This is a genomic window from Amycolatopsis sp. NPDC051716 (assembly GCF_040681595.1).
Taxonomy (GTDB): Bacteria; Actinomycetota; Actinomycetes; order Mycobacteriales; family Pseudonocardiaceae; genus Amycolatopsis.
Window position 1 is genome coordinate 36,029 of record NZ_JBFAZA010000022.1, and the last position, 24,101, is coordinate 60,129.

The window sequence follows — 24,101 nt, forward strand, 5'->3', positions numbered from 1 at the left end:
GCACCGCACCGCACCGCACCGCACCGCACCGCACCGCACCGCACCGCACCGCACCGCACCGCACCGCACCGCACCGCACCGCACCGCACCGCACCGCACCGAGGGGAGCATCCCTCGTCCGCGCCGGCGACCGCCAGCTCAATCGCGGGTACTTCCTCGCCGCGTTCGCGTCGCCATCCGGCCCGCGGACCGGTCCCGAGTGGATCCCGGCCTCGGGCGAACCTCGGCCACCCGGCAACGGCACCCGCCCGCCCGCCGCCATTTCGGACCAGCTCCCGCGGGGGCGCCCCCCGGGTCCAGCGTATCGACGCCGACCGACAAGAACGGCGAAAGAACGCGGCCCCGAGCCGGTTTGTCCACATTGCGTCTCGCCTGTTGATGCCCGTTCAACCATTCACACCTCTGAACAAAACGCCCCTCGAACCCGTCGAACGCGCCCGCTGACAGCCGCGCAACCGCCATAGGTAGGAAACTTAACCATCGGATGTTGAACCAATTAGCATCCACAACTACTCGCATTGTTGCGAGTCATTCCAAGATCTTCCCCAGATACATCGGAGGTGTTACCGTCCAAGCCCAGCCAGCGGAAAGGCGTACCGCTGAGCGGGAATCTGTCCAACGGAGGGCAACGTGGGACCGGAGCGCGGGCTTGAACAAAGCGGAACTCTCGAACGCGGGCTCGCCGTGCTGGAGCACGTCGGGCGGCACCAGGAGATTTCCACCAATGCGATCGCGCGGCAACTGGGGCTTTCCCGCAGCGCCGCCTACCGCATCGTCGGCACCCTGAAGAACCTCGAGTACCTCGAAGCCGACCAGGTCACCGGGCGGGTGCGGCTCGGCACCCGGCTCGTCGAACTCGGCGCGCGGGCGATGGCCGCGACCGATCTGCACCGGTGTGCGCCGCGGTACCTCGCGTCGCTCGCCGAACGGTCCGGCGAAACCACCTACCTCGCCGTCCCCGACAACGACACCATGGTCTACGTCGCCACCGAACGCAGTGCCAGCGCCGTCACCCTCGCGTGCCGGCTCGGGACGCGGCGGCCGCAGCACGCGACGTCGCTCGGGAAGGCCTGGCTCGCCGCGCTGCCCGAAGCCGACCGGCTCGACCGCATCCGGCGGATGAAGCTCGATTCCCTCACCCTCAAGACCATCATCGACCCGCACCGGCTGCTCGACGAGCTCGCGAAGACCAGCCGCCGCGGCTGGGCGATCGACGAGGTCGAGAACGAGCCGGACGTCGGCTGCGTCGCCGCCGCCGTGCGGGACCACTCGGGCCGGCCGATCGCCGCCATCAGCATCGCCGGGCCCGCTCCGCGCGTGCTGCGCCGCCTCGACGAACTCGGCGCCTCCGTGGCCGGGACCGCCGCCGCCCTGTCCCTGCGGCTCGGGTACGTCCGGAGCCGGCCGGCCTGAGCACCCACCCCGGCGAAGGAGCCGACGTGACCTGGATCCAGGACTACCAGCCGGCGGGCGGGCTGTGGGTTTCCGCGCTGCTCGCCGCGCTCCCGATCATCGTGCTGCTCGTTGCGCTCGGGGTGATCCGCTTCTCCGCGCACCTCTCCGCGGCGCTGGCGCTGGTCACCGCGCTCGGCGTCGCCCTGCTGCTCTACCGGATGCCCGCCGCGCTGGCGTTCGACTCCGCGGCGATGGGCGTGGTGTTCGGCGTGTGGTCGGTGGCCTGGATCGCCTTCCACGCCGTGTACTTCCACAACGTCACCGTCGCCACCGGCCGGTTCGACGCGATCAAGCGGGTGCTCGCCGGGTTCAGCGAGGACCGGCGGCTGCAGGCGCTGCTCATCGCGTTCAGCTTCGGCGCGCTGCTCGAAGGCGTCGCGGGCGGCGGGTCGCCGATCGCGATCACCGCGGCGATGATGGCCGCGCTCGGGTTCCCGCCGGTCAAGGCCGTCGTGCTGGCGCTGCTGGCGAACACCGCCCCGGTCGCGTTCGGCGGGCTGGGCAACCCGCTGATCGTGCTCGGCCGGCTGACCGCGCCGATCATGCACCTCAAACAGGACCAGGCGACCGAGCTGTTCTCGGCGGCGGTCGGCCGTCAGGTGCCGGTACTGGCGTTGATCATCCCCGCGTTCCTGGTCGTCGTCCTGGCCGGCTGGAAACGCATGCTCGAAGTGTGGCCGGCGGTGCTGACCGCCGGGCTCGCCTTCGCGGCCATGCAGTTCGTCGCGTCCAACTACATCAGCGCCAGCCTCGTCGACGTCCTCGCCGCGCTCACCGCGATGGCCGCGCTGTGGATCCTGACCCGGTTCTGGCAACCCGCGACGGTCTGGCGCTTCGACGGCGAGGAAGCCCCCGCGGCCGCCAAGAGCCTCGGCGCCGCCCAGGCCGAGCGCGGCGCGCTGTACGCGTGGATGCCCTACATCATCCTGATCCTGGCCATCTTCCTGTCGCGGATCGGCACGATCTTCAAGAATCTCCCGGTCTGGCTCGACCTGACCAAGCTCCTGCACAAGGCCGACTGGATCTTCGCCTGGCCGGGGCTGCACAACCACGTCGTCCAGCACCCGCCGATCACCGCGAAGAACGCGCCGTACGCGGCGACCCTGACCGTCGACTTCCTGTTCTCGCCGGGCACGGTCGCCCTGCTCGCGGCGGTGATCGCCGGGTTCGCGATGGGCGGCCGGCCGAAACTGCTGCTGACGACGTACCGGAAGACGCTGCACCAGATGCGCTGGGCGCTGGCGACGATCTTCATGATCCTGGCGATCGCGTTCGTGATGAACTACTCGGGCGCGACGCAGACGCTGGGCCTGGCCCTGGCGACGACCGGCGCGGTCTTCCCGTTGTTCTCGGCGTACATCGGCTGGCTGGGCGTGTTCCTCACCGGCTCGGACGCGTCGACGAACAGCCTGTTCGGCCCGATGCAGGTGATTTCGGCGCAGCAGCTGAACCTCAACCCGATCCTGGCCGGCGCGACGAACACCTCGGGCGGCGTGATGGGCAAGATGATCTCGCCGCAGAACCTGTCGATCGGCGCGACGGCGATCGGCCAGAGCGGCAAGGAGGGCTCGCTGCTGCGGCAGACGTTCCTCTGGTCGCTGCTGCTGACCGCGGTGGTCGGGGTGATTTCCCTGCTCCAGGCGACGATCCTGACGGCGATGATCCCGTCGCCCTAGGCTGGGCGGATGAGTGAGTCACTGGCGTCCTTCGGCTACGAGCTCGGGCTCTTGAAGCGCGTGCGGCGCTCGGGCTGGTGGCACGCGGGCGTCCGCGACCCGGAATCGGTCGGCGAGCACAGCCTGCGCGCGGCCCAGCTCGCGGCGCTGATCGCGGCGGAGGAAGGCGCGTCCCCGGAGCGAGCGGCGTTCCTGGCGCTGTGGCACGACACGCAGGAGACCCGCACGGGCGACCTGCCGCTGACGGCGAACGACTACCTGCGCAAGCCGCAGCCGCGGCAGATCACCGCCGACCAGACGGCCGCGCTGCCCGAGCGTTCGCGGGAGCTTGTCCGCGCGGCGGTCGACGAGTACGAGACGCGGGAATCGCCGGAAGCGTGGTGCGCCAAGGACGCGGACAAGCTGGAGATGCTGCTGCAGGCCCTGGAGTACCGGGACATCGGCGTGCGGCCGGTCGACGAATGGATCGAGTCGGCCCGGCAGGGCCTCAAGACGGAGACCGCCCGGAAGGTCGCGGCGGCGGCAATGACCCTGTCGCCGCTTTCGTGGCGGGGCGCTAGCGGCTGACGGTCTTCGCGCGGTTCAACAGCAGCTCCCGCTCCCGGGAGTTCTCGGTCATCTCCGCCGCCCGCCGGTACTCCTGCTCGGCTTCCTCGAACCGGCCGAGCTTCTCCAGCAGGTCGCCGCGGACGCTCGGCAGCAGGTGGTAATCCTTCAACGCCGCTTCCCCGGCGACGGCGTCGACGACCGCCAGACCCGCCTCGGGTCCGTACGCCATCGCCACCGCGACGCCGCGGTTCAGCTCGATCACCGGGGACGGCTGGAGCTTGCCGAGGCCTTCGTAGAGCGCCGCGATGCGGGCCCAGTCCGTCTCCTCGGCCGTCCGCGCCCGCGCGTGGCAGGCCGCGATCGCCGCCTGGGCGGAGTACGGGCCGTACGCGCCCTCGGCGATCTGCTCGGACAACGTCAGCGCCGCGAGGCCGTGCTGGATCAGGAAGCGGTCCCAGCGGGAGCGGTCCTGGTCCAGCAGGAGCACCGGTTCGCCGTTCGGGCCGGTCCGGGCCTTCGCGCGGGACGCCTGCAGCTCCATCAGCGCGACCAGGCCGTGGACCTCCGACTCGCCCGGCATCAGCCCGGCGAGCACGCGGCCGAGCCGCATCGCCTCTTCGCAGAGCGCCGGCCGCATCCAGTCGTCGCCCCGGGTGGCCGAGTAGCCCTCGTTGAACACGAGGTACAGGACTTCGAGCACGGACGAAAGCCGCGCGACGCGCTCGTCTCCTTCCGGCACCTCGAACGGCACCTTCGCCGCGGTGAGGGCCTTCTTGGCCCGGACGATCCGCTGGGCGATCGTCGATTCGCGGACCAGGAACGCGCGCGCGATCTCGTCGGTGGTGAGGCCGCCGACCATGCGCAGCGTCAACGCGACCCGCGCCTGCGTGTTCAGCACCGGGTGGCAGGCGACGAACAGCAGGCGCAGGACGTCGTCCTCGATGTGGTCGTCGAGCGCGGCGTCGAAGTCGGGCAGGACGCCGTCGCCGAGCCGCTGGTCGCGGCCGACTTCCTCGAGCTTCTCGGCGTACCGCTCGTTGCGGCGGAACTGGTCGACCGCGCGGCGCTTGGCGATGGTCATCAGCCACGCGCCGGGGTTGCGGGGGACGCCCGAGTCCGGCCACTGCTCCAGCGCCGCGACCAGCGCGTCCTGCGCCAGTTCTTCGGCGAGACCGACGTCACCGCGGGCCATCCGGGCCAAGCCCGCGATGAGCCGCGGCGACTCGATCCGCCAGACCGTTTCGACCGTTCTCCGGGCGTCCGCAACCGTCACCCGGCCATCAGACAGGGTGATCTTCCGCGGTGCAACCCACTACTCGCTGATCGGGCGGATCTCACTACTCGCTGATCGGGCGGATCTCCAGCACTCCTTCGCCAGGGCCGAGGTTCGGGACCTGCTTCATGAGCTCGACGATCTCGGCGAGGGACTCGCCCTTGAGCACCCAGAACCCCGCGATCAGCTCCTTCGTCTCGGCGAACGGGCCGTCGATGACCTTGGGCTCGGCGTCACCTTCGAACAGGACGCGCGAGCCGTCCGCGCTGGACGTGAGCCCTTCGGCGAGTTCGATCCGGCCCTCGGCGGCCAGCCGCTCGTTGAACTTCGTCATCTCGGTCAGCTCTTCGGCGCTGGGCTCGAACCCGGCCGCCTCCGATTCGGGGCTGGCCTTCACGATCACCAGGAACCGCACGGCGTCACGCCTGCCCGGCGGCCTGCGCCCGCAGCCGGCTTTCCATTTCGACGACTTCCGGCGTCATGTTCTCGAAGTCGGCTGCCTCGGCGACGCGGCGGATCTCGACCGCACCGGCGTGGCCGTCGGGGTTGGGCATCCGCTTGACCCACTCGATGCACTCTTCGCGGTCGCGGCACTGCAGGATCCAGAAGCCGCCGACGAGCTCCTTGGTCTCGGCGAACGGACCGTCGACGACCTTGGGCTCTTCGGTACCGGAGAAGACGACCCGCGCGCCCTGCGAACTCGGCGTGAGTCCTTCACCGGCGAGCAGCACTCCGGCCTTGACCAGCTCTTCGTTGAACTTCCCCATCTGCTCCAGCAGCTCGGCACTGGGGCCCTGGCCCGCCTCGGAGTCCTCGTTCGACTTGACGATCACCATGAACCGCATCGCGGTCTCCCTTCGTTCGCTTTGCCTACGCGTCGAACGGCCGGGCGCCGGATCGACAGCTTCCGAGAAAAAGTTTTGGCGCGGGAAAAGTAGCAGCTCAGGGCCGGGTCGGGGGGACAATCCGGACAGGGGCCGCCGGCCGTGCCGGTACGCTGCCGCCCTGCGGCAGAGCGGGGAGGGTGACGTGGCGGAGCGCGCACGGCACGGGAAGCGCCGGTACATCGTCCGCCTGCCGGGGGACCAGGGCGCAAGCTGAGCTTCCCGGTGTGGGACACCTCCCGGCGGCGGGTCCGGAGGCGCTACCCCCGCGCCCTCGAAATCCGGCGGGCCCCCGAAGACCGGCCGCGGCTGCGGCCCCGGTTGGCGCGGGCCGGCCGGCTGGTGCGGCAGGGGGCGGCGGCCGCGTGGCGCTGGACCCGCAACCGCGACGCCAAGCCCTGGTGAGGGGCGGGCCCCGGCTAATCTGCCCGTCGTGGCCGTACTCCCCGACGATCTCTCCTCCGCGCTCGACGACGAACTGGCCCGGCACCCGGTGGCCCGGCTGACCCAGGCCGTCGACCGGCTCAGCGCGCGCTACCGCCAAGGTGACGCGGCCACTTCGCCGATCCTCGGCTCCGAAGCCGACGTCGCCGCGTACGCGGGCTATCGCATGCCCGCCACCTACGCCGCCGTGCACGCTGTGCTCGCCGAAGCCGCGTTGCGCGCTCCCGGCTTCGAGCCGCGTACGCAGGTCGACGTCGGTGGGGGTACCGGGGCCGCCGTGTGGGCTGCCGCGGCCGTGTGGCCTTCACTCACCCGGTGCACCGTGCTCGAGCAGGTGGCCGGGGCCATCGGGCTCGGCAAGCGGCTCGCCTCGGGCGCCGGGCGGGCCGCCGTCCGGGATGCCGAGTGGCGGCGCGGGTTCGTCGATCCCGCCGCGCCGGCTCCGGAAGCCGACCTCGTCACGCTGTCCTATGTGCTCGGTGAGCTGCCGGAGGCCACCCGGGCCGACGTCGTGCGCTGGCTGGCCGCCAAGGCCGATACGGTCGCGCTGATCGAGCCCGGCACGCCAGCGGGTTACGAGCGGATCCGCGCCGCCCGCGCGCAGCTGATCGAACTCGGCCGGCACGTCGTCGCGCCGTGCCCGCACGATGCCGCCTGCCCGATCGTGCCCGGCAAGGACTGGTGCCACTTCGCCGCGCGGCTCCCCCGGTCGGGACTGCACCGGAAGCTCAAGGCGGGGACGCTCGGGTTCGAGGACGAGAAGTTCGCCTACGTCGTCGCGTCGCGGAGCCCGGCCGTGCCCGAGCGGCCCGACGCGCGGATCATCCGGCACCCGAAGAAGCACAAGGGCTGGGTGGCGCTCGACCTGTGCACGCCGGACGGCCTGAAGCCCGGCGTCGCCGTCTCGAAGAAGCAAGGCCCGCGGTACCGCGCGGCTCGGGACGCCGAGTGGGGCGACGGCTGGTCTTCCACCTGATCCCCTGGCAGGGTGACGGCCATGGGGAAAGTCATCGCGGAGATCAGCATGTCGGCGGACGGCATCGTGGCCGGGCCGGACACCAGCACCGAGCACCGCCTCGGCAAGGACGGCGACCTGCTGCACGGGTGGTTGTTCGAGGGCACGGACGCCGACGCCGAGGTCGGGCGCCGGTTGTTCGACGGCGCCGGCGCGTTCGTCGTGGGCCGCTCGATGTTCGACGTCGGCGTCGATCCCTGGGGTGACGACGGCACGTTCAAGAAGCCGGTCTTCGTCGTGACGAACCGGCCGCACGAGCCGGTCGTCAAGGGCCCGACGACGTTCACGTTCGTCACCGACGGCCTCGAAAGCACGCTGCGGCAAGCGAAAGCGGCTGCCGGCGACGACAACGTCATGCTGATGGGCGGCGGCACGACCCTGCGGCAGTTCCTGCTGGCCGGGCTGGTCGACGAGTTGCGGCTGCACGTCGTCCCGTTGCTGTTCGGCGCCGGCGTCCGGCTGTTCGACGCCGAGACCGGCCGGCACGTGCGGCTGGAACGCACCGCCGTGCACGAGACGCCGAACGCGACGCACCTGACCTTCCGCGTGCGGAACTAGCCCGCCGCCCGTCAGCCGGCGCGGTAGCGGAGGCCGTCGACGAGGACGGCGACCATGCGCCTGCCGTGCCCCGGCTCGCGGCCGGGTGCGGGCCCGCACAGCAACGCGATCGCGTACAGGAGGTCCTCGGCGCCGAGGTCGCCGCGGATCGCGCCGTCGGCGGCCGCCGCGTCGAGCAGGGCCGTGAGCGTGGGCCCCAGCCGCTCCATGAAGTAGCCGGGCAGCCCTTCGAACGCCGGATCGCCCGAGTGCAGGGCCGAGGCGAGCCCGCGTTTGGTCCCGAGGAGCTCGACGAACCGGTCGATCCAGAGCGAAAGCGCCCGCTCCGGCGGGTGGGCGGCGCTCAGCGCCGGGCCGGCGTCGGCGACGGCGTCGATCCCGGTCCGCACGACGGCCTTGACCAGGTCCGAGCGCTGCGGGAAGTGCCGGTACAGCGTGCCGACGCCGACTCCGGCGAGGTCGGTGATCTCCTTGGCCGGGGCATCCACGCCGGAGGTGTCGAAAACCGTCCGCGCCGCCTCGATCAAGGCCTCGACGTTGCGCTGGGCGTCGGCGCGCCGCCGTCGGGTCTCCTGGGCCACTTCGCCCCTCTCGGTTGCATAACCGGAAACCTTTTCCGTATAGTTCCGGAATAGGTTTCCACTTACGGCCAGCGTACGGCACCCGCGCCGGCCGGCACCTCGGCGGGAGAGAACCCATGCACTACCGCACCCTCGGCCGGACCGGGATCAAGGTCAGCCCGTACGCGCTCGGCGCGATGATGTTCGCGACGTCCTTCGGCAACCCCGACCCGGACGACTCCGCCCGCATGATCCACAAGGCACTGGACGCGGGCATCAACTTCATCGACACCGCCGACGCCTACGGCGACTCCGAAGAGGTCGTCGGCAAAGCGTTGCGGGGCCGCCGCGACGACGTCGTGCTCGCCACCAAGTTCGGCCGCCAGGTCGGCGACGACCCGCACCACCAAGGCGCGTCCCGGCGCTGGATCGCCACCGCCGTCGAGAACTCGCTGCGGCGCCTGCAGGTCGACCACATCGACCTCTACCAGCTGCACCGCACCGATCCCGCGACGGACGTCGAGGAAACGCTTTCCGCGCTGACCGACCTGCTTCGTGCCGGCAAGATCCGCGCGATCGGCACGTCCCAGAGCCTCGCCTCCGACATCGTCGAGGCCCAGTGGATCGCCGAACACCGCGGCCTGGCGCGGTTCCGCGCCGAGCAGGCGGCCTACTCCCTCCTCAACCGCGGTGTCGAGCGCGAGGTGCTGCCGCTGGCCCAGCGCTTCGGCATGGGCACGCTGATCTGGGGCCCGCTCGGCCAGGGCCTGCTCACCGGACGCGTCCGCAAGGGCGAGCGCAACGACCTGCGCCGGGCCCACCTGCTCAAGCACCTCAGCGACGAACGCCGGCTCGACGTCGTCGAGCAGCTCGTCCCGCTGGCCGCCGAAGCCGGCCTGCCGATGACCCACCTCGCGATGGCCTTCGTCATCGCCCACCCCGGCGTCACCAGCGCGCTGCTCGGTCCGCGGACCATGCCCCAGCTCGACGACCTGCTGGCCGGCGTCGAGGTCCGGCTCACCGACGACGTCCTCGACCGCATCGACGAAATCGTGCCGCCGGGCACCAACATCGGCGCGCTCGACCAGAACTACCAGCCGCCGGCCGTGCACAACCCGGGCCTGCGCCGCCGCCCGCTCGCGGAGCGCGCCGCAGCCTGAACGAATGTTGCGCAACCGGGTCAGTGGCCGAGCAAGGCCCGGCTCCGTCCACCAGCCCGGACTTACGCCTTGCTCGTCAGGGCATCCGGACCGTCCGCAGGAAGGCGGGCAGCAGCCACGGCCGCGGGCCGCCGATTCGCACGCCGCCGAGCAAAGCCGCGCGGAGGCGGGAAATCCGGCCGAACATCATCGGGACCAGCACCGCCGGGTCGAACCGCAGGCGGACGTCCGCGGTGCCGTCCGGTTCCTCGTAGCGCAGCTTTCCGTGCTGGAGCGCCAGCACCGCCGGTCTCGTGTACGCCGACCGGAACTCCACCGCGATGCGACGCGGCGACGGCTTCGCGTCGTCGAGGAGGTGGCCCATGTCGTTGCGGACCATGCCGAACAGGAACAGCTCCAGGAACAGCGCCTCGAGCCGCGCGGGGACGCGCCACGGCCGCCCGAGGGCGTGGGCGATGTCGAGGCCGTGGATCAGCATTTCGTTGACCAGGTGCGCGAGGACACCCGCCACCGGCACGCGGGAGCCACCCAGCCACCACACCGGCTTCTCCGGGTCGAGGTCCGCGCTGACCAGCAGCACCTCGGCGATGTCGGCGCGCAGCCGCGCGGCCAGCCGGACCGGGTCGCGCTCCGGGTAGAGCTCCAGCGCGAGCGCGTTCATCCGGGAGATCGTGTCGACGCTCGCCGCGTCGATCGGCTCTTCGAGACCCGGCAGCGGCAGCGGGCCGCCGTCGCCGCGGACCATCGCCGTGTACATCAGCGCGATCATCCCCACGTGCGACGCCGCTTCGGCGATCGACCACTCGCCGAGCGCTCGCTCGTGCGGGTCACCGACCCCGGTCAGCAGGTCCGCGAACCGGCCGCCGACCTCGGGCAAGGCCGCGCGCACCTGGTGCCACTGTTCGACCGTCACGGTTTCCGACGTTAACCCGCGGGCACACCGGCCCGAGTCTCCGAAGGTGCGGTTATCTTCGGGGCATGACCCGGCTCCTGCCCCGGTCGACCCGGTGGCGGGTCGCCCTCTTCGCCGCCCTCGCGTCGGCAGTCGTGCTCGGCCTCGGGTCGTACTGGTTCGTGCACACCCTGCAAAGCGGCCTCGAAAACAACGCCCGTGCCCGCGCGAGCGACAAGGTCGACACGCTGCTTGCGCTTCTGAACTCAGGGGTTACCCCGGCCGACGTGCCGACCCGGTACCCCAAGGGCGGCGGGTACATGATCAGCCTGCAGGCGGCCGACTGCTCGCTCGGCAGCACGAAGAAGTTCTCCGACGACCAATCGGTCCGGATCTACGGGCCGGACTGCGTCATCGTCCAGCCGTTCGGCCTCGACGACCAGCTGTACAGCACTGCGCGGACGAAGAACCGCCGCTACGCGGTCTTGTCCGCGGAGAAGCTCGACCCCGTCGGCCTCGAGACCGTGGCCAATGCGCAGCAGCTCCTCTGGGGCGCGGTGCCCGCGGCTTCGCTGCTCATCGGCGCCGTCGCCTGGTTCGCCGTCCGCCGGTCGCTGCGCGCGGTCGGCGCCATCCGCGCGGAGGTCGACGGCGTCCGCGCGCGGGACCTCGGCCGCCGGGTGCCGGTGCCCGACTCCGGCGACGAGATCACCGAACTCGCCGTCACGATGAACGAGATGCTGGCGCGGCTCGACCGGTCCGTGCAGCGGCAAAGCCAGTTCACCGCGGACGCGTCGCACGAGCTGCGCACGCCGCTGGCGTCGATGCGCACCCAGCTCGAGGTCCAGCTCGCCCACCCCGACCGGCTCGACTGGCGCCGCAGCTGCGAAAACGCCGTGCTGGACGTCTCGCGGATGGAGACGCTCACCGGCGACCTGCTGCTGCTCAGCAAATTGGACGCCGGCCAGCCGGCCGGGGTCACCCGGATCGCGCTGGCGGAGCTCGTCACCGGGCACGTCGCCGCGCGGCTCCCGCGTGACGGCGTCGAGGTGCGCACCGAAATCCACGCCGGCCCGGTGGTCCAGGGGCACCGGGGACGCCTGGAACGCGTGCTGCGCAACCTCGCCGACAACGCCGAGCGGCACGCGGCGAGCCGCGTGACGATCACGCTCACCGAGGCCGGCGGCCACGCGGTGCTGGCCGTCCGGGACGACGGCCCCGGCATCCCGGCCGAAGACCGCGAGCGCGTCTTCGACCGGTTCGTCCGCCTCGACGACGACCGTGCGCGCGAAGCCGACGGCGGCTCGGGGCTGGGGCTGGCGATCGCCGCGGAGATCGCGCGGACGCACGGCGGCACGCTGCGCGTCGCCGAGAGCACGTCCGGTGCCTGCCTGGAGCTGCGCCTGCCGCTGGCCTGAAGTCTTCTTCAGGCAGCTTCAGCGTCGGTTCAGCGTGGCCGCACGAGCATCCCGCCATGCTGATCGACTTCGCGCCGGCTCCGGCGCGCACCCGCGAACGCCGCGCGGTCCCCTACGTCGTCGCCGCGGTCGCTTTCGCCGGGTACGCCGCCTGGTCGCTGCAGCGGCTGCGGACGTTCGACGCGAGCGGCTTCGACCTGGGGATCTTCGAACAGGCGGTGCGGTCCTACGCGCACGGGCACTGGCCGGTCTCGGACCTGCTCGGCGCGGGTTACCCGACGCTGGGCGACCACTTCCACCCGATCCTGGCGCTGCTGGCGCCGTTCTACCTGCTGTGGCCGTCGCCGGGCTGCCTGCTGGTCGCGCAGGCGTTGCTGTTCGCGCTGTCCGCGGTGCCGGTGACGCGGTGCGCGAGCCGGCTGCTCGGCGTCCGCCGGGGTGCGCTCGCGGGCGTCGGGTACGTGCTGTCGTGGGGGCTGCTGTCGGCGGTGAACTTCGACTTCCACGAGGTCTGCTTCGCCGTCCCGATGCTGGCTTTCACCGCCGAGCACCTGTTGCACGAGCGGTGGCGGGCCGCGGTCTGGTGCGCGCTGCCGCTGGTGCTGGTCAAGGAGGACCTGCCGCTGACGCTCGCGGCCGTCGGCGTGGTGCTGGTGCTCAACCGGCAGCGGCGGCTCGGCTGGACGGTGCTCGTCTTCGGCGTCGTCACGTCGGCGCTGCTGTTCCTGGTCGTGCTGCCGGCGTTGAACCCGGGAGGCGCATACGCGCACGGCAGCGGCCTCGACCCGTTCGGCGGCGCGATCGTCAAGGTTTCGATGCTGCTGGCCCTGCTGGCGCCGACGGCCTTCGCGGCCCTGCGATCGCCGTTGCTCGTCCTGACGGTGCCGACGCTGCTGTGGCGGCTGGTCTCGGCGAACGACCGCTACTGGGGCACGGGCTACCACTACAGCGCGGTGCTGATGCCGATCGTGTTCATCGCCGGCGTGCACGGCGCCCGCCGGTTCGGCGGGTTCAAGCGGTACCTGCCGGTGTGCGCGGTGGTCGCCGGGCTGGCGTCGTCCGGCCTGCAAGCGGCCCATCTGACCGACGGCGTCTGGACGCCGGCGCAGCGGACCGGGATCGACGCGGTCCTGGCGCGGATCCCGGACGGCGCGACGGTGCTGGCGTCCAACCGGCTGGCACCGCGGCTGACGTCCCGCTGCACGGTGCTGTTCTTCGACGGCGTGACCGGCGCGCGGCCGGAGTGGGTGGCCGTCGCGCAGCCGGAACAGTCCTGGCCGACCACGCTGGCGTCGAAGGCCGCGGCGCTGACGGAACTGGAGGACACGGGGTACCGGCGCGTCGACGGAACGGACTCCGTCGTGCTGCTCCACCGTGAGTAGGGAACTCGCAGCGGTAACCGGCCAGTCGGGGGGCGTGCCGGCCGGTTACCGCCGCACCGAGGAAGAGGGAACCCTGCTTGAGGAATGACGCTTGGGTCCGCGCTTCACTCGATCGAGTGAAGCGTCGGGCCGGACTCAAGCGCCCCAATGTGGCCTTCGGTGCGTTGAACGCACCGAAGGGCCCCTTGGGTGCGTTCAACGCAACCAAGGCCACATTGGGGCGCTGGGGGCTGGTCAGCTGCGGCCGAAGCAGACGAACGGCATCAACGGCTCCGCCCGGGCCGCGTCCGCCAACGCCCGCGCCGGGGGCGTGCCCACCGCGAGTGCCTGGTGAAACGCCAGCATCACCCCGCCCGCCGTGCGGTCGTCGACGCGGGCCACGCTCGAGACCACCGTGCGGCTGCCGCCGTAGAGCAGCGCCGCCGTGAAGCCCAAGACCTCGTCGCCCGCGCGGACCACCGCCTGGCCGACGTCGCACGACGAGAGCACCACCTGCTCCGGTGCCGTCGCCAGCTGCTGGACGTCGTAGGCCATCAACGGCCCGTCGGCCAGGTTGAGCCGGGAAAACAGCACGTTCTCCTGCTCGTGGTGGCCGTGCGCGGCGAAGTGGGCCAGGCGGCAGCCGTCGAACGCCTTGAGCGTGGCCGCGACCGTCGCGTCCGGGCCGATCAGGACCTCGGCGTCCGGGTAGAGCGGCGCCAGCCGGGTCACCTCCGCCTCCGCGTGGGTCAGGTCGGAACCCGCGACGAGCAGCGGCGCTCCGGTCGCCCGGCCGGAGCGGGGGCCCGCGTCGAACCAGGCCGACGACGACGGCGTGACCGTCACCGGGCGGCCGTGCAGCGTCGGCAGCAGTCCCCACGGGATCGCCGAAAGCGCGCCGGTCGGCACGACGACGACGTCGAGGTCGCCGAGCCGGGACGCCAGCGGGGCCAGCAGGACCGCGTCCAGCGCGGTGACCTGCGTCCGCACCGACCGGCGGATGACCCGGTCCAGCTGCGGCGGCAGCTGGCGCCCGCACAACGCGTCGAGGTCGCTGTGCAGCCGCGCGACCGGCTCCGCCACGGCCGAAGCCGGGCCGAGCTCGACCAGCGCCACCCGGTGGTTCGCGAGCACCTGCGCGCACAACGCGCCGCGGTCGGCGAGGAAGCAGACCATCGCGCTGCCGGTCGCCGCGAGCTCGTCGCCGATCTCGCGCAGCTTCGCCTCGGCGTGGTCGGCGGCCACGCCCTCGGCCTGCCAGCCCTTGGCGCGGATCTCCCGTTCCAGCGCGGCACACCGCTTCACGGCCTGGGTGTCCGGCTTCCCGGCCAGCTCGCCCGCGCGGATCTGCATCGAGAGGAACCGCAGCTCGGCGACGGCGTCGACGATCTCGGGATGGGACGGCGGGCGCACCGGCCGGAACCGGAACGCCTGGGCGCGCGAGCGGTCGAGCCAGCGGAACACCACGCCCGGCGAGCGCTGGGCGAGCGCCGCGGCGAGCCCCGCATCGGCGAGTTCCTTGCCCAGCGACGTCGTCCCGGTCTGCAGGTCGACGCTGCCGAACCGGCTGCGGTGCCGCTGCAGCTGCGTCAACCCCGCCCGCGCGTTCGCGAACGTGATGCGCCGGTGGCCGGTCGCGGCCCCGAGTTCGGCGAGCGCCAGCCGCCGCACCAGGCGGTTCTCCAGCGGCGCGGTCCGGCGGTCGCGCGGGGCGATCCCGGCGCGGGCGCCGTCGAGATCGCCCAGTGCGATCCGGGCCCGGGCGGCCAGCAAGGCCGCGATCTCGGCGTCGTTGCGCAGGCCCAGCGCGGTGAGCCGGTCGGCCAGCGCGGTCGCCTCCGCACCGATGCGGGAGATCCGCCGCCCGGCCGCGAAGTCCGCGCGCAGCACCGTCAGCTGCGCCACCGCCGCCCAGGTTTCGTTGCCACGACGGCGAAACCGGCGTTCGGCCCGCCCGGCCCAGGCCCGCGCGGCCGCCGGATCGCCGCTCGCCAGCGCGGCCAGCGCCCTGGTCAGCTCCGCCTCGGCGTGTTCCTGGTTCATCCGCAGCCGCGGGAACTGCTCGAGCGCCGCGTCGAGTTCGGCGGCGGCTTCGTGGGGCAGCCCGGCGGCCAGCAGCGCCCGCGCCTTGTCGACGGCCAGCACCGGCAGCATCCCGACGCTCTGTTCGGCGTAGAAGCCGCTCGCCGCGTCGAAGTCGCGCAGGGCGCCCGGGATGTCGCCGGTGAGCACCCGCGCCTGGCCGCGGCCGTGCGCGGCTTTGGCGAAGATCCGGGCCAGGCCGTCTTCTTCGGGATGGCCGGCCCCGATCTGCTCGCATTGGTCGAGGTCGGCGAGCGCGAGCCGGACGCGCCCGGCGTACTGGTGCAGCATCGCGCGGTTGAGCAGCGTCCTGGCGAGCACGACGAACTCGCCGGCCTGCCGCAGCAGCGGGATGGCCTCGTCGAAGCACACCAGGGCTTCGTCCATCCGGCCGATCAGGATGAGCACGAGACCCCGTTGCTGGCGCAGGATCCCGCGCCCGGCGTCCGACACGAGGGTGTCGGCCTCGTCGAGCAGCGCGAGCCCGCGGGCGCTGTGGCCCAGCGCCGTTTCGACGGCCGCGTAGGTGCCCAGCACGCGTGTCGCGAGGTCGGGCCAGGCGGGCCACCCCGCCGGTGGTTCGGTGGCGGGCAGGCCGAGGAGCCGCGCGGCGGAGCGGATCAGGCGCCCGCCGACCACGGGCTGACCGTCGTTGGTCGCCGCGACCGCCCGCCGGTGCAGGTCGCGAACCCGGTCTTCGACCCTCGGCGACGCGACCACGGGCTGCCCTTTCGGCCGGGGAAGAACGCCCCGGATCGTACCTCCGAGTCAGAGGTATCAGGCAGCTCCCGGAGCCCGGGTCATTACGGTGGCTGGATGTCCTTTCCCGTGCCGACGGTCATCGAAGCGCTGCCGCGCCGGTACCGCGGGATCATCGTGGAGCTGCTCGGCGACCGCGCCCCGGACCTGCTGGCCGCGTTGCGGACGCAGGCGAAACCGACCCTCGCCCAGCAGGAAGGCGTGCTCGAGGTGCTGGTCGACGCCTTTGTCGACCACCTCGGCCCCTTTGACGAACCCACCCCGCGGGGCGCGCTCATCGACGACGCTCTCGGAGCGTTCCTCGAGCAGTGGCCCGCCGAGGACCTCACCGAGCGGTGATCCGGCCCCGCGGCTCGCGCTCAGAGTTCGATCGCCGGGGTGCTCACCGTCCTCGAGCGGCCGGCCGTGCGCACCAGGACCTGGACCATCCCGTGCGGCACGCCGCTGACCGCGAACCGGCCCTCCGCGTCCGACGTCGTCGTCAGCGGGCCCGAGCTCGCGCGGACCTCGATCGGGTGCTCGGCCGGTGGCGTCAACCAGCCGTCCAGGCGGATCGTGCCGCCCGGCTCGGGGCTGACGTTCACCATGATCGTCAGGCTTTCGCTGTCGAACGTGATGAGCCTGCCCTGTTCGGCGGCGCTGCGCGCATCCGCGAGCTGCGCCAGGTCGCGGATGCGCATCACCTCCAGGTCGACGTCCTCCAGCCGGATCGCGAAGCGGATCTGGTCCACCAGCGTGGCGGGCATCGGGTCGGCGTCTTCCCACAGCTCGCGCACGCCGGCCAGCAACCGGAGGTCGAGCTCGTCCAAGGGCTCGTTCGCGCCTGGTGGTTCGACGGTCGTCACAGCCAATCTCCTTCGCCGTTGGCGAGTAGCTGCTCGCGCAGGCGCGCGAGGCAACGTCCCCTGGTCGGGCCGATACTCCCCCTCGGCATACCCAGCCGGGCGCCGACTTCGGCGTAGTCCGGCCGGTGCACGAACGCCACGATCCGCAGCAGGCTGCGGCAGCGTTCGGGCAGGTTGTCGACCGCGCGCCACAACCGCACGCGCTGGTCCTCGCGCAGCACCCCCTCCTCGGGTGCCGGCGATGCTTCGGAAAGCCGCTCCGGAAGCTCCGGCAGCGGCCGCTCGATCTGGCGCTTTTCCCCCGTGCGCCAGGCCTCCCGCTTGGTGACGGTGATCAGCCAGCCGGTCAGCGCGACCGGCGAGCGGATCTCCGCGAACGAGCCGAGCAGCCGCAGCCACGTCGTCTGCACGACGTCGGCCGCGTGCTCGGCGTCCAGCCCCTGATCACGCGCCACCTGCCAGAGCAACGGCGTGAGCAGGGAAACCAGCTCGTCCAGCGCCGCGCGGTCGCCCTCCCGCGCGGCGTCGAACAGGGTCGCCACGCGAGCGTGGTCGGTCTTGGCCACGTTCACAGGGTGCCCAGCGCGGTCCAGGCGCGCTTGACGACGGTTTCGCGGTCGACCGTGGCCAGGTCCCCGGACTGCAGCAGGGCCTTGCCGAGCTCGGCGGCGGCCAGCGGCGCGGCGAACGACGTCCCGTCCCAGACCGCGAAGCCGGCGCTGTAGTCGTCGGGGTCGAAGGAGTTGCGGCCGAAGCCCGGCACCTCGTGGTCGGCGGTCGCGGTGCCGCGGACGTCGGTCGGGTAGGTGCTGACGACGCCGGCGCCGGTCGCCCAGGCACGCACCCACGGGCCTTCGTTGGAGAACAGCGCCTTGCTCGCGGTGACGTCGGGGTTGAGCGCCCCGACGCTGATCACCTGCGGGCCGCTGCCGCCGCCGAGCGGCTGGTCGGCGAAGGCCGCCGGGTAGAACCGGCGCGTGGTGGCGTCGTTGCCCGCCGCGGCGACGACGAGCACGCCGAGGCCCAGCAGCTCCGCGATGACCGCGCCGAACTGGCCGGTGTAGGCGATGTCCGCCGGGTTTTCCTCGTAGTAGCCCAGCGAGAGCGAGACGATGTCGACCATGTCCTCGGGCCGGTTGTCCGCCTGCGCGGCCCGGACGCGGTCGGCCAGCAGGTGCAGGGCGAGCAGCACGTCGGCTTCGTACGCGACGCCGTCGCTGTGCACCACGCGGATCGCGAGGGTGTCGGCTTCGGGGCAGGCCTGCCGGACGATGCCGGCGATGAACAGGCCGTGCCCGGTGTCGGTGTCGACGTCGCCGATCAGCGGCTGGCCGGTCGTCGGCGCGTCCCAGTAGTCCGAGAGCAGCTGGGTCGGCAACGTCGTGCCGGCAGCGAGCTCGGCCTGCAGGATCGCCGCCTGGATGCCCGGCGCGACGGCGAGCCCCGAGCCGGCGGCCGGCGGGCCGCTGCGGTCGGTCAGGCCGAACCACGGGTGCGGGCCGATGCCGGTGTCCAGCACCGCGATCACCGGCCGCCGTTGCTCGGCCTTCTCGCTGCGGTAGGGCGGCGCCGCGGCCAGCGTCACCGGGATCCGGTTAGCGCCGCGGGTGCGCCCGTAGGAGCTGCCCGCCCCGAACCCGCTCGTCTCCCACGGCGTGCCGCCGAGGCCGCTGGTCTCCCACGGCACCCCGCCGAACACCGGCGTGGTGAACAGCAGGTGCTCGGGCGCGATCGCGGCCGCGATCTTCGGGTCGAGCTCGGGCCGCTCGCCCGACGCGGCGGACCGCAGCAGCTGGAGCGCTTTCCAGCAGTCGACGACGACCGGGTCGGCGTCTTCGCGGACGCGCAGCAGGGCGCGGACGGGCAGTTCGTCGAGCTGCCGATACCGGGCCGCTTCCTTCGTATCGCCCCCGCCGGCCGGCTCGGCGTAGAGGCCGATGCGGGCGAGGACGCCGTTGATCGCGGCCAGCGTCTGCTGGTCGCGGAGGTACCGCTGCGGGATGAGGAACACGCCCGGCCGGTACACGGTGGTGCGCGGGGCCGGCTGCCCGGCCGCGACGACCGCCGTCGCCGGATCGAGCACGCGGGCGCCGTGCCGGTCCAGCAACTGCCTTGGCGGGGCCGGGAGCTCGTTGAGCGTGCTCGCGTCCTCCGTCGCTGCTTCCGTGGTCTCGTCTCGCAAGAACCTGACGACCATCGGGTCCACCCTCCTGCTGCCTCTGCCCCCGCCACTGATCACCAACGGCACCCGGGAAAGACCCGTGGGCCGCCACTGGGATACGACACCGACGTCACGAATGCATAACGGCCACGGCAAACGGGTGACGACGTATCTGGCGCCCCCGGCTCACCCACTTGGCCCTCCGGAAGTCACGGAAGCATGCGGGGAGATCACCATGGTTGTGCTCCGGCCGAGCACGCACGAAGCCGCCTTCACACCGGAACCGGCGACCGGTGGCGGCTGCTTCACGGTGCCGCTCGACCTGCCGCCCGGTCCCGGCGGCAGCGCACCCGCGCTCGCGCTTCGGTACGCGACCGGCGCACCGGACGGCCCGTTCGGCGGCGGGTTCACCCTGCCCCTGCCGCACGTCGGGCCGGCGGACGAGCACACGCCGCCCGGGGCGGCGGGCCGGCTCGTCCGCCGTGGCGACGGCTTCCTGCTCACCACCGAGGCGGGCCTGCGGCACTTCCTCGGGCCCGGCGACGGCGCCACCTGGTACCTCGACCGCACCGAGGACGCGTTCGGCACCACCGCGACGTTCGGCTGGGCGCACCACAGCGGCCAGGCCTACCTCACGCGCGTCTCCTACGGCCCGTACGAAGTGGAGTTCAGCTACGAGCCGCGGCCGGACGTGCTGCGCCGGGGCCGCGACGGCGCCCTCGTCACGACGGCCCTGCGGTGCGCGCGGATCGATCTGCGGGTGCCCGCTTCGACCCGGCCGCTCGTGCGGCGGTGGACCCTCGGCTACGACGCCGACGACGTCACCGGCGCGTCCCTGCTGACGTCGGTGGCGCTCACCGGCTTCGACACCCACGGCGCCGAAACCGCCGCGCCGGTCTTGCGGCTGGCCTACGCCTCCGTGGCGGCCCCGGCACCGCGGCGGGTCCGGCTGACCGCGCGAGTGCGGGCCGGCGGCGGGGTGTCCGTGCTGGACGCCGTGCCGTACCACTCCCTCGACGACCTGCCCCGCACCGGACGGCTGTGCGAGATCGACAACGGGATGGGGCTGCGGACCGCGATCGAGTACGCGACCGTCGCGTCGGTGCCGGTGGTCCGGCGGGTTTCGCTGCGCGAATCGGCCACCGGCCACGTGGGCGTGACGGAGTTCGAGTACCACGACAGCCGGCCGCCCGGCTTCGGCCGCGTGGTCCAGGACGACCTCGGCGACGAGTACGCGCCCACCCTGCGGACCGTGCGCTGGTTCGGCGACGAGGGTCTCCTGGACAAGGAGGAGACCTACGGCCTCGACGGCTCACCGGCGGCGGACCGGCCGTACCGCCGCGTCGAGCACCTCCGGCGTCCACAGTGGACACGGTCGGTGACGACGGTGTTCGAGCGCCGGGCGACCCCGGTTTCGGTCACCACGAAGGAGACGGCCTTCGACGCGGCCGGGAAACCGGCCCGGGAGGTGGAGACGACCGAACGGCCCGGCCGCGAGCCGGTCGTACGCGAGACGCGGACGAAGTACGCGGCCGACCCCGAACGCCGGTTCACCGCGCTCCCGGCGCGGGTCCGCGAGGTCGACGGCACCGGGAAAGTGCTGTCCGACAAGATCTTCCGGTACGACGAAGAGCCCGACGGCTTCGCCGGTTCCCACGGCTTCCGCACCGCGCGGGAGGAGCTGGTGCTCACCGACGCGCTCGTCGCCGACGTCTACGGCTCGCGCCCGCCGGACCTGCGGCACCACGGGTACCACCGCCGTCCCGGCGAGGAAGGCTGGTGGGTCACGACGTTCCACGGTCGGCTCGGCACCGTCGCCGGGCTGCGTACCACGACGACCGATCCGCTCGGCCACACCCGGGAGGTCCGGTATTCCGCCGACCACTGCTTCCCCGAGGTGACCACGGACCCGCTGGGGAACGTGACGATCACGCGCCACGACGTCCGCACCGCGCGGGCGTGCCGGGTGACCGATCCGGCGGGGGCGGTGACCACCTGGACGCACGACCCGCTGGGGCGGCCCGAAACGGTGGTGCGGCCGGGCGACTCGGCGGACCTGCCGACCGTCCGGTACCGCTACGACCACAGCGGGCCGGTGCGGGTGACCACCGAGCAGCGCGCGGTGTCCGGCGAGGCGGAGGTGCTGGTGACCGCCGAGCTGCGCGACGGCGCCGGGCGGCTGCTGGAGCGGCGGCACGCGGAACTGCTCGGCGACGTCGTCGACGAGCGCCACGAATACTGCGCGCGGGGCCTGGTGTGCCGCACGAGCCGGGCGTTCCGCGACGGCGATCCGCCGCCCCCGCCCACGGAGTTCCGGTACGACGCGCTGGGCCGCCCGCTGGGCGCGGACGCTCGTGACGACGCCCTCGAGAAGGGCAGCGCGCACGATCTGCTCGGGCGCGAACTGCGGGATGCGGACGGGGTGGTGCACGTCCGGGACGCGGCCAGGAACGTGGTCGAGTCGCGGACCGGCGACGGGCACACGGTGTTCCGGGTGCACGACGCGGCCGGCCGGGTGGTCGCGGTGCTGGTCGACGATCCGCGCGGCACCCCGGTGACCACCTTCACCCACCACGACGGCGGGCTGCCGGCGCCGCTCGGCGCGGGGCCGCACAGCTGCGGGCGCCTGGTGCGCGTCGCCGACGAATGCGGCGTGACCCACTTCGGCTACGACGCGCTCGGCCACGCGGCCGAGAAGCGCTGGCGCCCGGCGCACGTCGCCGTCGAGTACCGGCTGGACGTGGCGCACCGGGCCGACGGGCGGGTCGCGGAGGTGGTCTACCCCGACGCCGGCGACGGGCGGCTGACCGTCCACCACCAGTACGACGAGGTCGGCCGGCTGGTGAGCGTGCCCGGGTTCGTCGACGCCGTCGCCTACGACTTGAGCGGCCGCCGCACCGCGGTGCACTACGCGAACGGCGTCAGCGAGCACTTCGCCGGCGGGCAGCACGTGCTCACCGGCCCGGGTGGGCTGGTGCGCGACATCGGTTCCGGGGCGGCCCCGGAGACGCCGCCGGGCAGCGAAATCCGGGACGCGTTCGGCCGGCTGCGCGGGGTGCACGGCGACGACGGTGTCAACGCGCTCTACAGCTACGACCACACCGGCCGGCGGGTGCGCACCCTGGTCACCGACGGCACGCGCATCCACGAAGTCCTGTCCCCGGATGATCTGTACGCCATCGAAGACGGCGAGCTGGTGGTCGTGGTGGCGGGCGCGGTGCGGCAGTACGCGGACGGCAGGCGGCGGTACCTGCACTTCGACGACGCCGGCGAAATCGCCCTGGTGACCGACGAGCACGGCACGGTCAGTCCAGCACCGCCAGGTCCAGCCGGCTGAGGCGGTCCGGGTCGGCGAGGATGTCGATCTCGACGATCCGGCCGCCCGCGACCGTGAAGCCCAGCACCGAGAACGGCCGGCCCTCGCGCGTCGCGACCACGCCCGCCGCGCCGTTGACCAGCGCCCGGTGCACGACGCCGCCGCCGGCGCCGAGGCGCGAGAACGTCAGCGCCTGGTTCGCCACCGCCGCCGCGCCGCGGACCTCGGTCGAGCCGCCCCGCGCCGCGCCGCGGTCGGCGCGCAGCACGACGTCGGGATCCAGGACCGAGACGAGCGCGTCGAAGTCGCCGCCGCGGGCGGCCGCCAGGAAGGCGTCGACGACTTCGCGCTGGCGGGCGAGATCCGGGTCCGGCGCGACCGGGGCGCCCTGCACCCGCCGCCGCGCGCGGCTGGCCAGCTGCCGGGTCGCCGCCTCGGAACGGCCGACGACCGGGGCGATCTCCTCGAACGGCATCGCGAACATGTCCCGCAGCACGAACGCCAGCCGCTCGGCCGGGGTGAGCGTGTCGAGCACGACCAGCAGCGCGAGACCGACCGAGTCGGCCAGCAGCACCTCGTGCTCGGGGCCGTCGTCCTCGCGGCTGACGATCGGATCGGGCACCAGCGCTTCCCACGGCTCCTCGCGCCGGGCCTTGCGCGACCGCAGCATGTCGAGGCAGACCCGCCCGACGACGGTGGTCAGCCACCCGCCCAGGTTTTCGACGGCCGCCGTGTCGCTCCGGCTCAGCTTCAGCCACGACTCCTGGACGGCGTCCTCGGCCTCGCTCAGCGAACCCAGCATCCGGTAGGCGACGGACCGCAGGTGGCCGCGGTGCGTCTCGAAGCTGCGGGCCAGGAGCTCCTCGTTCACGGGTTCGTCCTTTCGCGGTGCGATCACCACCTTGACGAACGCGGGCGGAAGTTTGTGACAGGTCTCCCGTCGCGTTTGACCTGGAGCGCGCTCCAGCACCTAGCGTCGGTCGAGACAAGATCGCCGAGGAAAAGGAACCCGACATGACCGACGAGCGCTTCGAACGCGGCTTGAAGACCCTGACCGAGATCGACGGCGAGAGCGGGCAGCGGGTGATCGACGCGCTCGCCGACGTCGCCCCCGCGCTGGGCGAGGCCGTCGTCTCCTGGGGGTTCGGGGAGATCTACTCGCGGCCGGGGCTGGCACCGCGCGACCGCCAGCTGGTCACCCTCGGCATGCTCACCGCCCTCGGCGGCTGCGAGCCGCAGCTGGAAGTGCACGTCAACGCATCGCTCAACGTCGGCCTCACGCCGGCGGAGATCGTCGAGGCGCTCCTGCACTCCGCTGTCTACTGTGGATTCCCGAAGGCGCTGAACGCGACCTTCACGGCCAAGAAGGTGTTCGGCGAGCGCGGGCTGCTGCCGGTGACCGCGGAACGGTAGCCGACAGATCAGACCGATCCGACCGGCAAGTCTCGACATCCTCGTCGATCCCGCACGTATCATCGACACAGCCAGCATCGCCGCCATCCATAGCGGCAACCCGCGACGAGCTGGGTGAGGCGATCGCGGCGGCGGCCGCGACGACGACATGGTGGGTGTCGCCGTGTTCCTCGCCGGCCAGGCAGGCGCGTACCTGACGGGCACCGTCGTCCCGCTCGACGGGGGATCGCCACAACGGCGTGATGCGGAGCCCGGGAACATTGGTGTGCTGCCAGGTCCG

The 24,101-nt window shown here is 72.7% G+C and carries 22 protein-coding genes and 1 pseudogene; 13 read left to right on the forward strand and 10 right to left on the reverse strand.

What is annotated here, in order from left to right; genetic code table 11:
- The first annotated feature begins 630 nt into the window (after positions 1-630).
- The 3 genes from AB0M30_RS28275 to AB0M30_RS28285 are packed head-to-tail and all read left to right on the forward strand — an operon-like array spanning position 631 to position 3,698.
- Complete coding sequence (locus AB0M30_RS28275; RefSeq protein WP_364589441.1) at positions 631-1,413, forward strand: IclR family transcriptional regulator; 783 nt, start codon at positions 631-633, stop codon at positions 1,411-1,413.
- Between the two features lie 26 nt (positions 1,414-1,439).
- A complete protein-coding gene (locus AB0M30_RS28280) occupies positions 1,440-3,131 on the forward strand; it encodes a lactate permease LctP family transporter (protein WP_364589443.1) in 1,692 nt (563 codons plus the stop codon).
- A 9-nt stretch (positions 3,132-3,140) separates the two neighbouring features.
- Positions 3,141-3,698: an HD domain-containing protein gene (locus AB0M30_RS28285; protein ID WP_364589446.1), complete on the forward strand. Its 558-nt coding sequence runs from the start codon at positions 3,141-3,143 to the stop codon at positions 3,696-3,698.
- On the opposite strand, the gene AB0M30_RS28290 is transcribed toward AB0M30_RS28285, so the two are convergent.
- The 3 genes from AB0M30_RS28290 to AB0M30_RS28300 all read right to left on the reverse strand — a co-directional run bounded on the left by AB0M30_RS28290 (position 3,688) and on the right by AB0M30_RS28300 (position 5,798).
- Complete coding sequence (locus tag AB0M30_RS28290; RefSeq protein WP_364589449.1) at positions 3,688-4,953, reverse strand: RNA polymerase sigma factor; 1,266 nt, start codon at positions 4,951-4,953, stop codon at positions 3,688-3,690. The genes AB0M30_RS28285 and AB0M30_RS28290 overlap by 11 nt on opposite strands.
- Before the next feature lie 64 nt (positions 4,954-5,017).
- Positions 5,018-5,368 (reverse strand): YciI family protein, encoded by a 351-nt coding sequence (locus AB0M30_RS28295; protein ID WP_360164130.1) that lies wholly within the window; start codon positions 5,366-5,368, stop codon positions 5,018-5,020.
- Between the two features lie 4 nt (positions 5,369-5,372).
- Positions 5,373-5,798, reverse strand: a complete 426-nt coding sequence (locus AB0M30_RS28300; RefSeq protein ID WP_364589453.1) for a YciI family protein — start codon at positions 5,796-5,798, stop codon at positions 5,373-5,375.
- 264 nt (positions 5,799-6,062) lie between these two features.
- On the opposite strand from AB0M30_RS28300, the gene AB0M30_RS28305 reads away from it, so the two are divergent.
- The 3 genes from AB0M30_RS28305 to AB0M30_RS28315 are packed head-to-tail and all read left to right on the forward strand — an operon-like array spanning position 6,063 to position 7,854.
- Positions 6,063-6,242 carry a hypothetical protein gene (locus AB0M30_RS28305; RefSeq protein ID WP_364589456.1) on the forward strand — a complete coding sequence of 60 codons (180 nt, stop codon included), beginning with the start codon at positions 6,063-6,065 and terminating at the stop codon, positions 6,240-6,242.
- A 28-nt stretch (positions 6,243-6,270) separates the two neighbouring features.
- Positions 6,271-7,257 (forward strand): small ribosomal subunit Rsm22 family protein, encoded by a 987-nt coding sequence (locus AB0M30_RS28310; protein WP_364589459.1) that lies wholly within the window; start codon positions 6,271-6,273, stop codon positions 7,255-7,257.
- 21 nt (positions 7,258-7,278) lie between these two features.
- Entirely contained in the window at positions 7,279-7,854 is a 576-nt protein-coding gene (locus AB0M30_RS28315) for a dihydrofolate reductase family protein (RefSeq protein ID WP_364589462.1), read from the forward strand.
- Between the two features lie 11 nt (positions 7,855-7,865).
- Here AB0M30_RS28315 and AB0M30_RS28320 read toward each other — a convergent pair whose 3' ends face one another.
- Positions 7,866-8,435, reverse strand: coding sequence for a TetR/AcrR family transcriptional regulator (locus AB0M30_RS28320; protein ID WP_364589465.1), 570 nt, complete (start codon positions 8,433-8,435; stop codon positions 7,866-7,868).
- A 116-nt stretch (positions 8,436-8,551) separates the two neighbouring features.
- Between AB0M30_RS28320 and AB0M30_RS28325 the strand changes: the two genes are divergently transcribed.
- Positions 8,552-9,574 (forward strand): aldo/keto reductase, encoded by a 1,023-nt coding sequence (locus AB0M30_RS28325; protein ID WP_364589468.1) that lies wholly within the window; start codon positions 8,552-8,554, stop codon positions 9,572-9,574.
- Positions 9,575-9,650: 76 nt separating this feature from the next.
- Here AB0M30_RS28325 and AB0M30_RS28330 read toward each other — a convergent pair whose 3' ends face one another.
- Positions 9,651-10,487, reverse strand: coding sequence for a maleylpyruvate isomerase family mycothiol-dependent enzyme (locus AB0M30_RS28330; RefSeq protein WP_364589470.1), 837 nt, complete (start codon positions 10,485-10,487; stop codon positions 9,651-9,653).
- Positions 10,488-10,552: 65 nt separating this feature from the next.
- Here AB0M30_RS28330 and AB0M30_RS28335 point away from each other — a divergent pair, with 65 nt between their 5' ends.
- On the forward strand, positions 10,553-11,884 hold the full coding sequence (locus AB0M30_RS28335; RefSeq protein WP_364589472.1) for a HAMP domain-containing sensor histidine kinase: 1,332 nt from the start codon (positions 10,553-10,555) through the stop codon (positions 11,882-11,884).
- Between the two features lie 56 nt (positions 11,885-11,940).
- Positions 11,941-13,266: a DUF2079 domain-containing protein gene (locus AB0M30_RS28340; RefSeq protein ID WP_364589474.1), complete on the forward strand. Its 1,326-nt coding sequence runs from the start codon at positions 11,941-11,943 to the stop codon at positions 13,264-13,266.
- A 234-nt stretch (positions 13,267-13,500) separates the two neighbouring features.
- Here the strand turns inward: AB0M30_RS28340 and AB0M30_RS28345 are convergent, their stop codons facing one another.
- Entirely contained in the window at positions 13,501-16,047 is a 2,547-nt protein-coding gene (locus AB0M30_RS28345; protein WP_364589477.1) for a CHAT domain-containing tetratricopeptide repeat protein, read from the reverse strand.
- A 96-nt stretch (positions 16,048-16,143) separates the two neighbouring features.
- On the opposite strand from AB0M30_RS28345, the gene AB0M30_RS28350 reads away from it, so the two are divergent.
- Entirely contained in the window at positions 16,144-16,425 is a 282-nt protein-coding gene (locus AB0M30_RS28350) for a hypothetical protein (protein ID WP_364589480.1), read from the forward strand.
- A 20-nt stretch (positions 16,426-16,445) separates the two neighbouring features.
- On the opposite strand, the gene AB0M30_RS28355 is transcribed toward AB0M30_RS28350, so the two are convergent.
- Genes AB0M30_RS28355 through AB0M30_RS28365 form a run of 3 tightly spaced genes read right to left on the reverse strand, consistent with a single transcriptional unit; the run spans position 16,446 to position 19,128 of the window.
- The gene (locus AB0M30_RS28355; RefSeq protein WP_360164151.1) at positions 16,446-16,931 is read right to left on the reverse strand and encodes a hypothetical protein; all 486 of its coding nucleotides are present in this window, start codon (positions 16,929-16,931) and stop codon (positions 16,446-16,448) included.
- Positions 16,928-17,503: a sigma-70 family RNA polymerase sigma factor gene (locus AB0M30_RS28360; RefSeq protein WP_013230377.1), complete on the reverse strand. Its 576-nt coding sequence runs from the start codon at positions 17,501-17,503 to the stop codon at positions 16,928-16,930. The genes AB0M30_RS28355 and AB0M30_RS28360 overlap by 4 nt, the downstream gene beginning before the upstream one ends.
- Positions 17,500-19,128, reverse strand: coding sequence for a S8 family serine peptidase (locus AB0M30_RS28365; RefSeq protein WP_364589483.1), 1,629 nt, complete (start codon positions 19,126-19,128; stop codon positions 17,500-17,502). The genes AB0M30_RS28360 and AB0M30_RS28365 overlap by 4 nt, the downstream gene beginning before the upstream one ends.
- A 199-nt stretch (positions 19,129-19,327) precedes the next feature.
- Between AB0M30_RS28365 and AB0M30_RS28370 the strand changes: the two genes are divergently transcribed.
- Positions 19,328-22,429 carry a SpvB/TcaC N-terminal domain-containing protein gene (locus AB0M30_RS28370; protein ID WP_364589486.1) on the forward strand — a complete coding sequence of 1,034 codons (3,102 nt, stop codon included), beginning with the start codon at positions 19,328-19,330 and terminating at the stop codon, positions 22,427-22,429.
- Here the strand turns inward: AB0M30_RS28370 and sigJ are convergent.
- A complete protein-coding gene (gene sigJ / locus AB0M30_RS28375; protein WP_364589489.1) occupies positions 22,398-23,279 on the reverse strand; it encodes an RNA polymerase sigma factor SigJ in 882 nt (293 codons plus the stop codon). The two genes, AB0M30_RS28370 and sigJ, sit on opposite strands and share 32 nt — an antisense overlap.
- A gap of 143 nt (positions 23,280-23,422) precedes the next feature.
- Between sigJ and AB0M30_RS28380 the strand changes: the two genes are divergently transcribed.
- Positions 23,423-23,821, forward strand: a complete 399-nt coding sequence (locus AB0M30_RS28380) for a carboxymuconolactone decarboxylase family protein (RefSeq protein ID WP_360164161.1) — start codon at positions 23,423-23,425, stop codon at positions 23,819-23,821.
- 83 nt (positions 23,822-23,904) lie between these two features.
- Positions 23,905-24,047: pseudogene (locus AB0M30_RS28385) on the forward strand (3-oxoacyl-ACP reductase); the annotation flags it as partial.
- Positions 24,048-24,101 lie beyond the last annotated feature (54 nt).

What these genes read in the sequence shown, in the direction of transcription:
- AB0M30_RS28285 (WP_364589446.1), top strand. Translation starts at nt 3,141, where the DNA reads ATGAGTGAGTCACTGGCGTCCTTCGGCTACGAGCTCGGGCTCTTGAAG.
- AB0M30_RS28300 (WP_364589453.1), bottom strand. Translation starts at nt 5,798, where the DNA reads ATGCGGTTCATGGTGATCGTCAAGTCGAACGAGGACTCCGAGGCGGGC.
- AB0M30_RS28315 (WP_364589462.1), top strand. Translation starts at nt 7,279, where the DNA reads ATGGGGAAAGTCATCGCGGAGATCAGCATGTCGGCGGACGGCATCGTG.
- AB0M30_RS28325 (WP_364589468.1), top strand. Translation starts at nt 8,552, where the DNA reads ATGCACTACCGCACCCTCGGCCGGACCGGGATCAAGGTCAGCCCGTAC.
- AB0M30_RS28335 (WP_364589472.1), top strand. Translation starts at nt 10,553, where the DNA reads ATGACCCGGCTCCTGCCCCGGTCGACCCGGTGGCGGGTCGCCCTCTTC.
- AB0M30_RS28340 (WP_364589474.1), top strand. Translation starts at nt 11,941, where the DNA reads ATGCTGATCGACTTCGCGCCGGCTCCGGCGCGCACCCGCGAACGCCGC.
- AB0M30_RS28350 (WP_364589480.1), top strand. Translation starts at nt 16,144, where the DNA reads ATGTCCTTTCCCGTGCCGACGGTCATCGAAGCGCTGCCGCGCCGGTAC.
- AB0M30_RS28365 (WP_364589483.1), bottom strand. Translation starts at nt 19,128, where the DNA reads ATGGTCGTCAGGTTCTTGCGAGACGAGACCACGGAAGCAGCGACGGAG.
- AB0M30_RS28370 (WP_364589486.1), top strand. Translation starts at nt 19,328, where the DNA reads ATGGTTGTGCTCCGGCCGAGCACGCACGAAGCCGCCTTCACACCGGAA.
- AB0M30_RS28380 (WP_360164161.1), top strand. Translation starts at nt 23,423, where the DNA reads ATGACCGACGAGCGCTTCGAACGCGGCTTGAAGACCCTGACCGAGATC.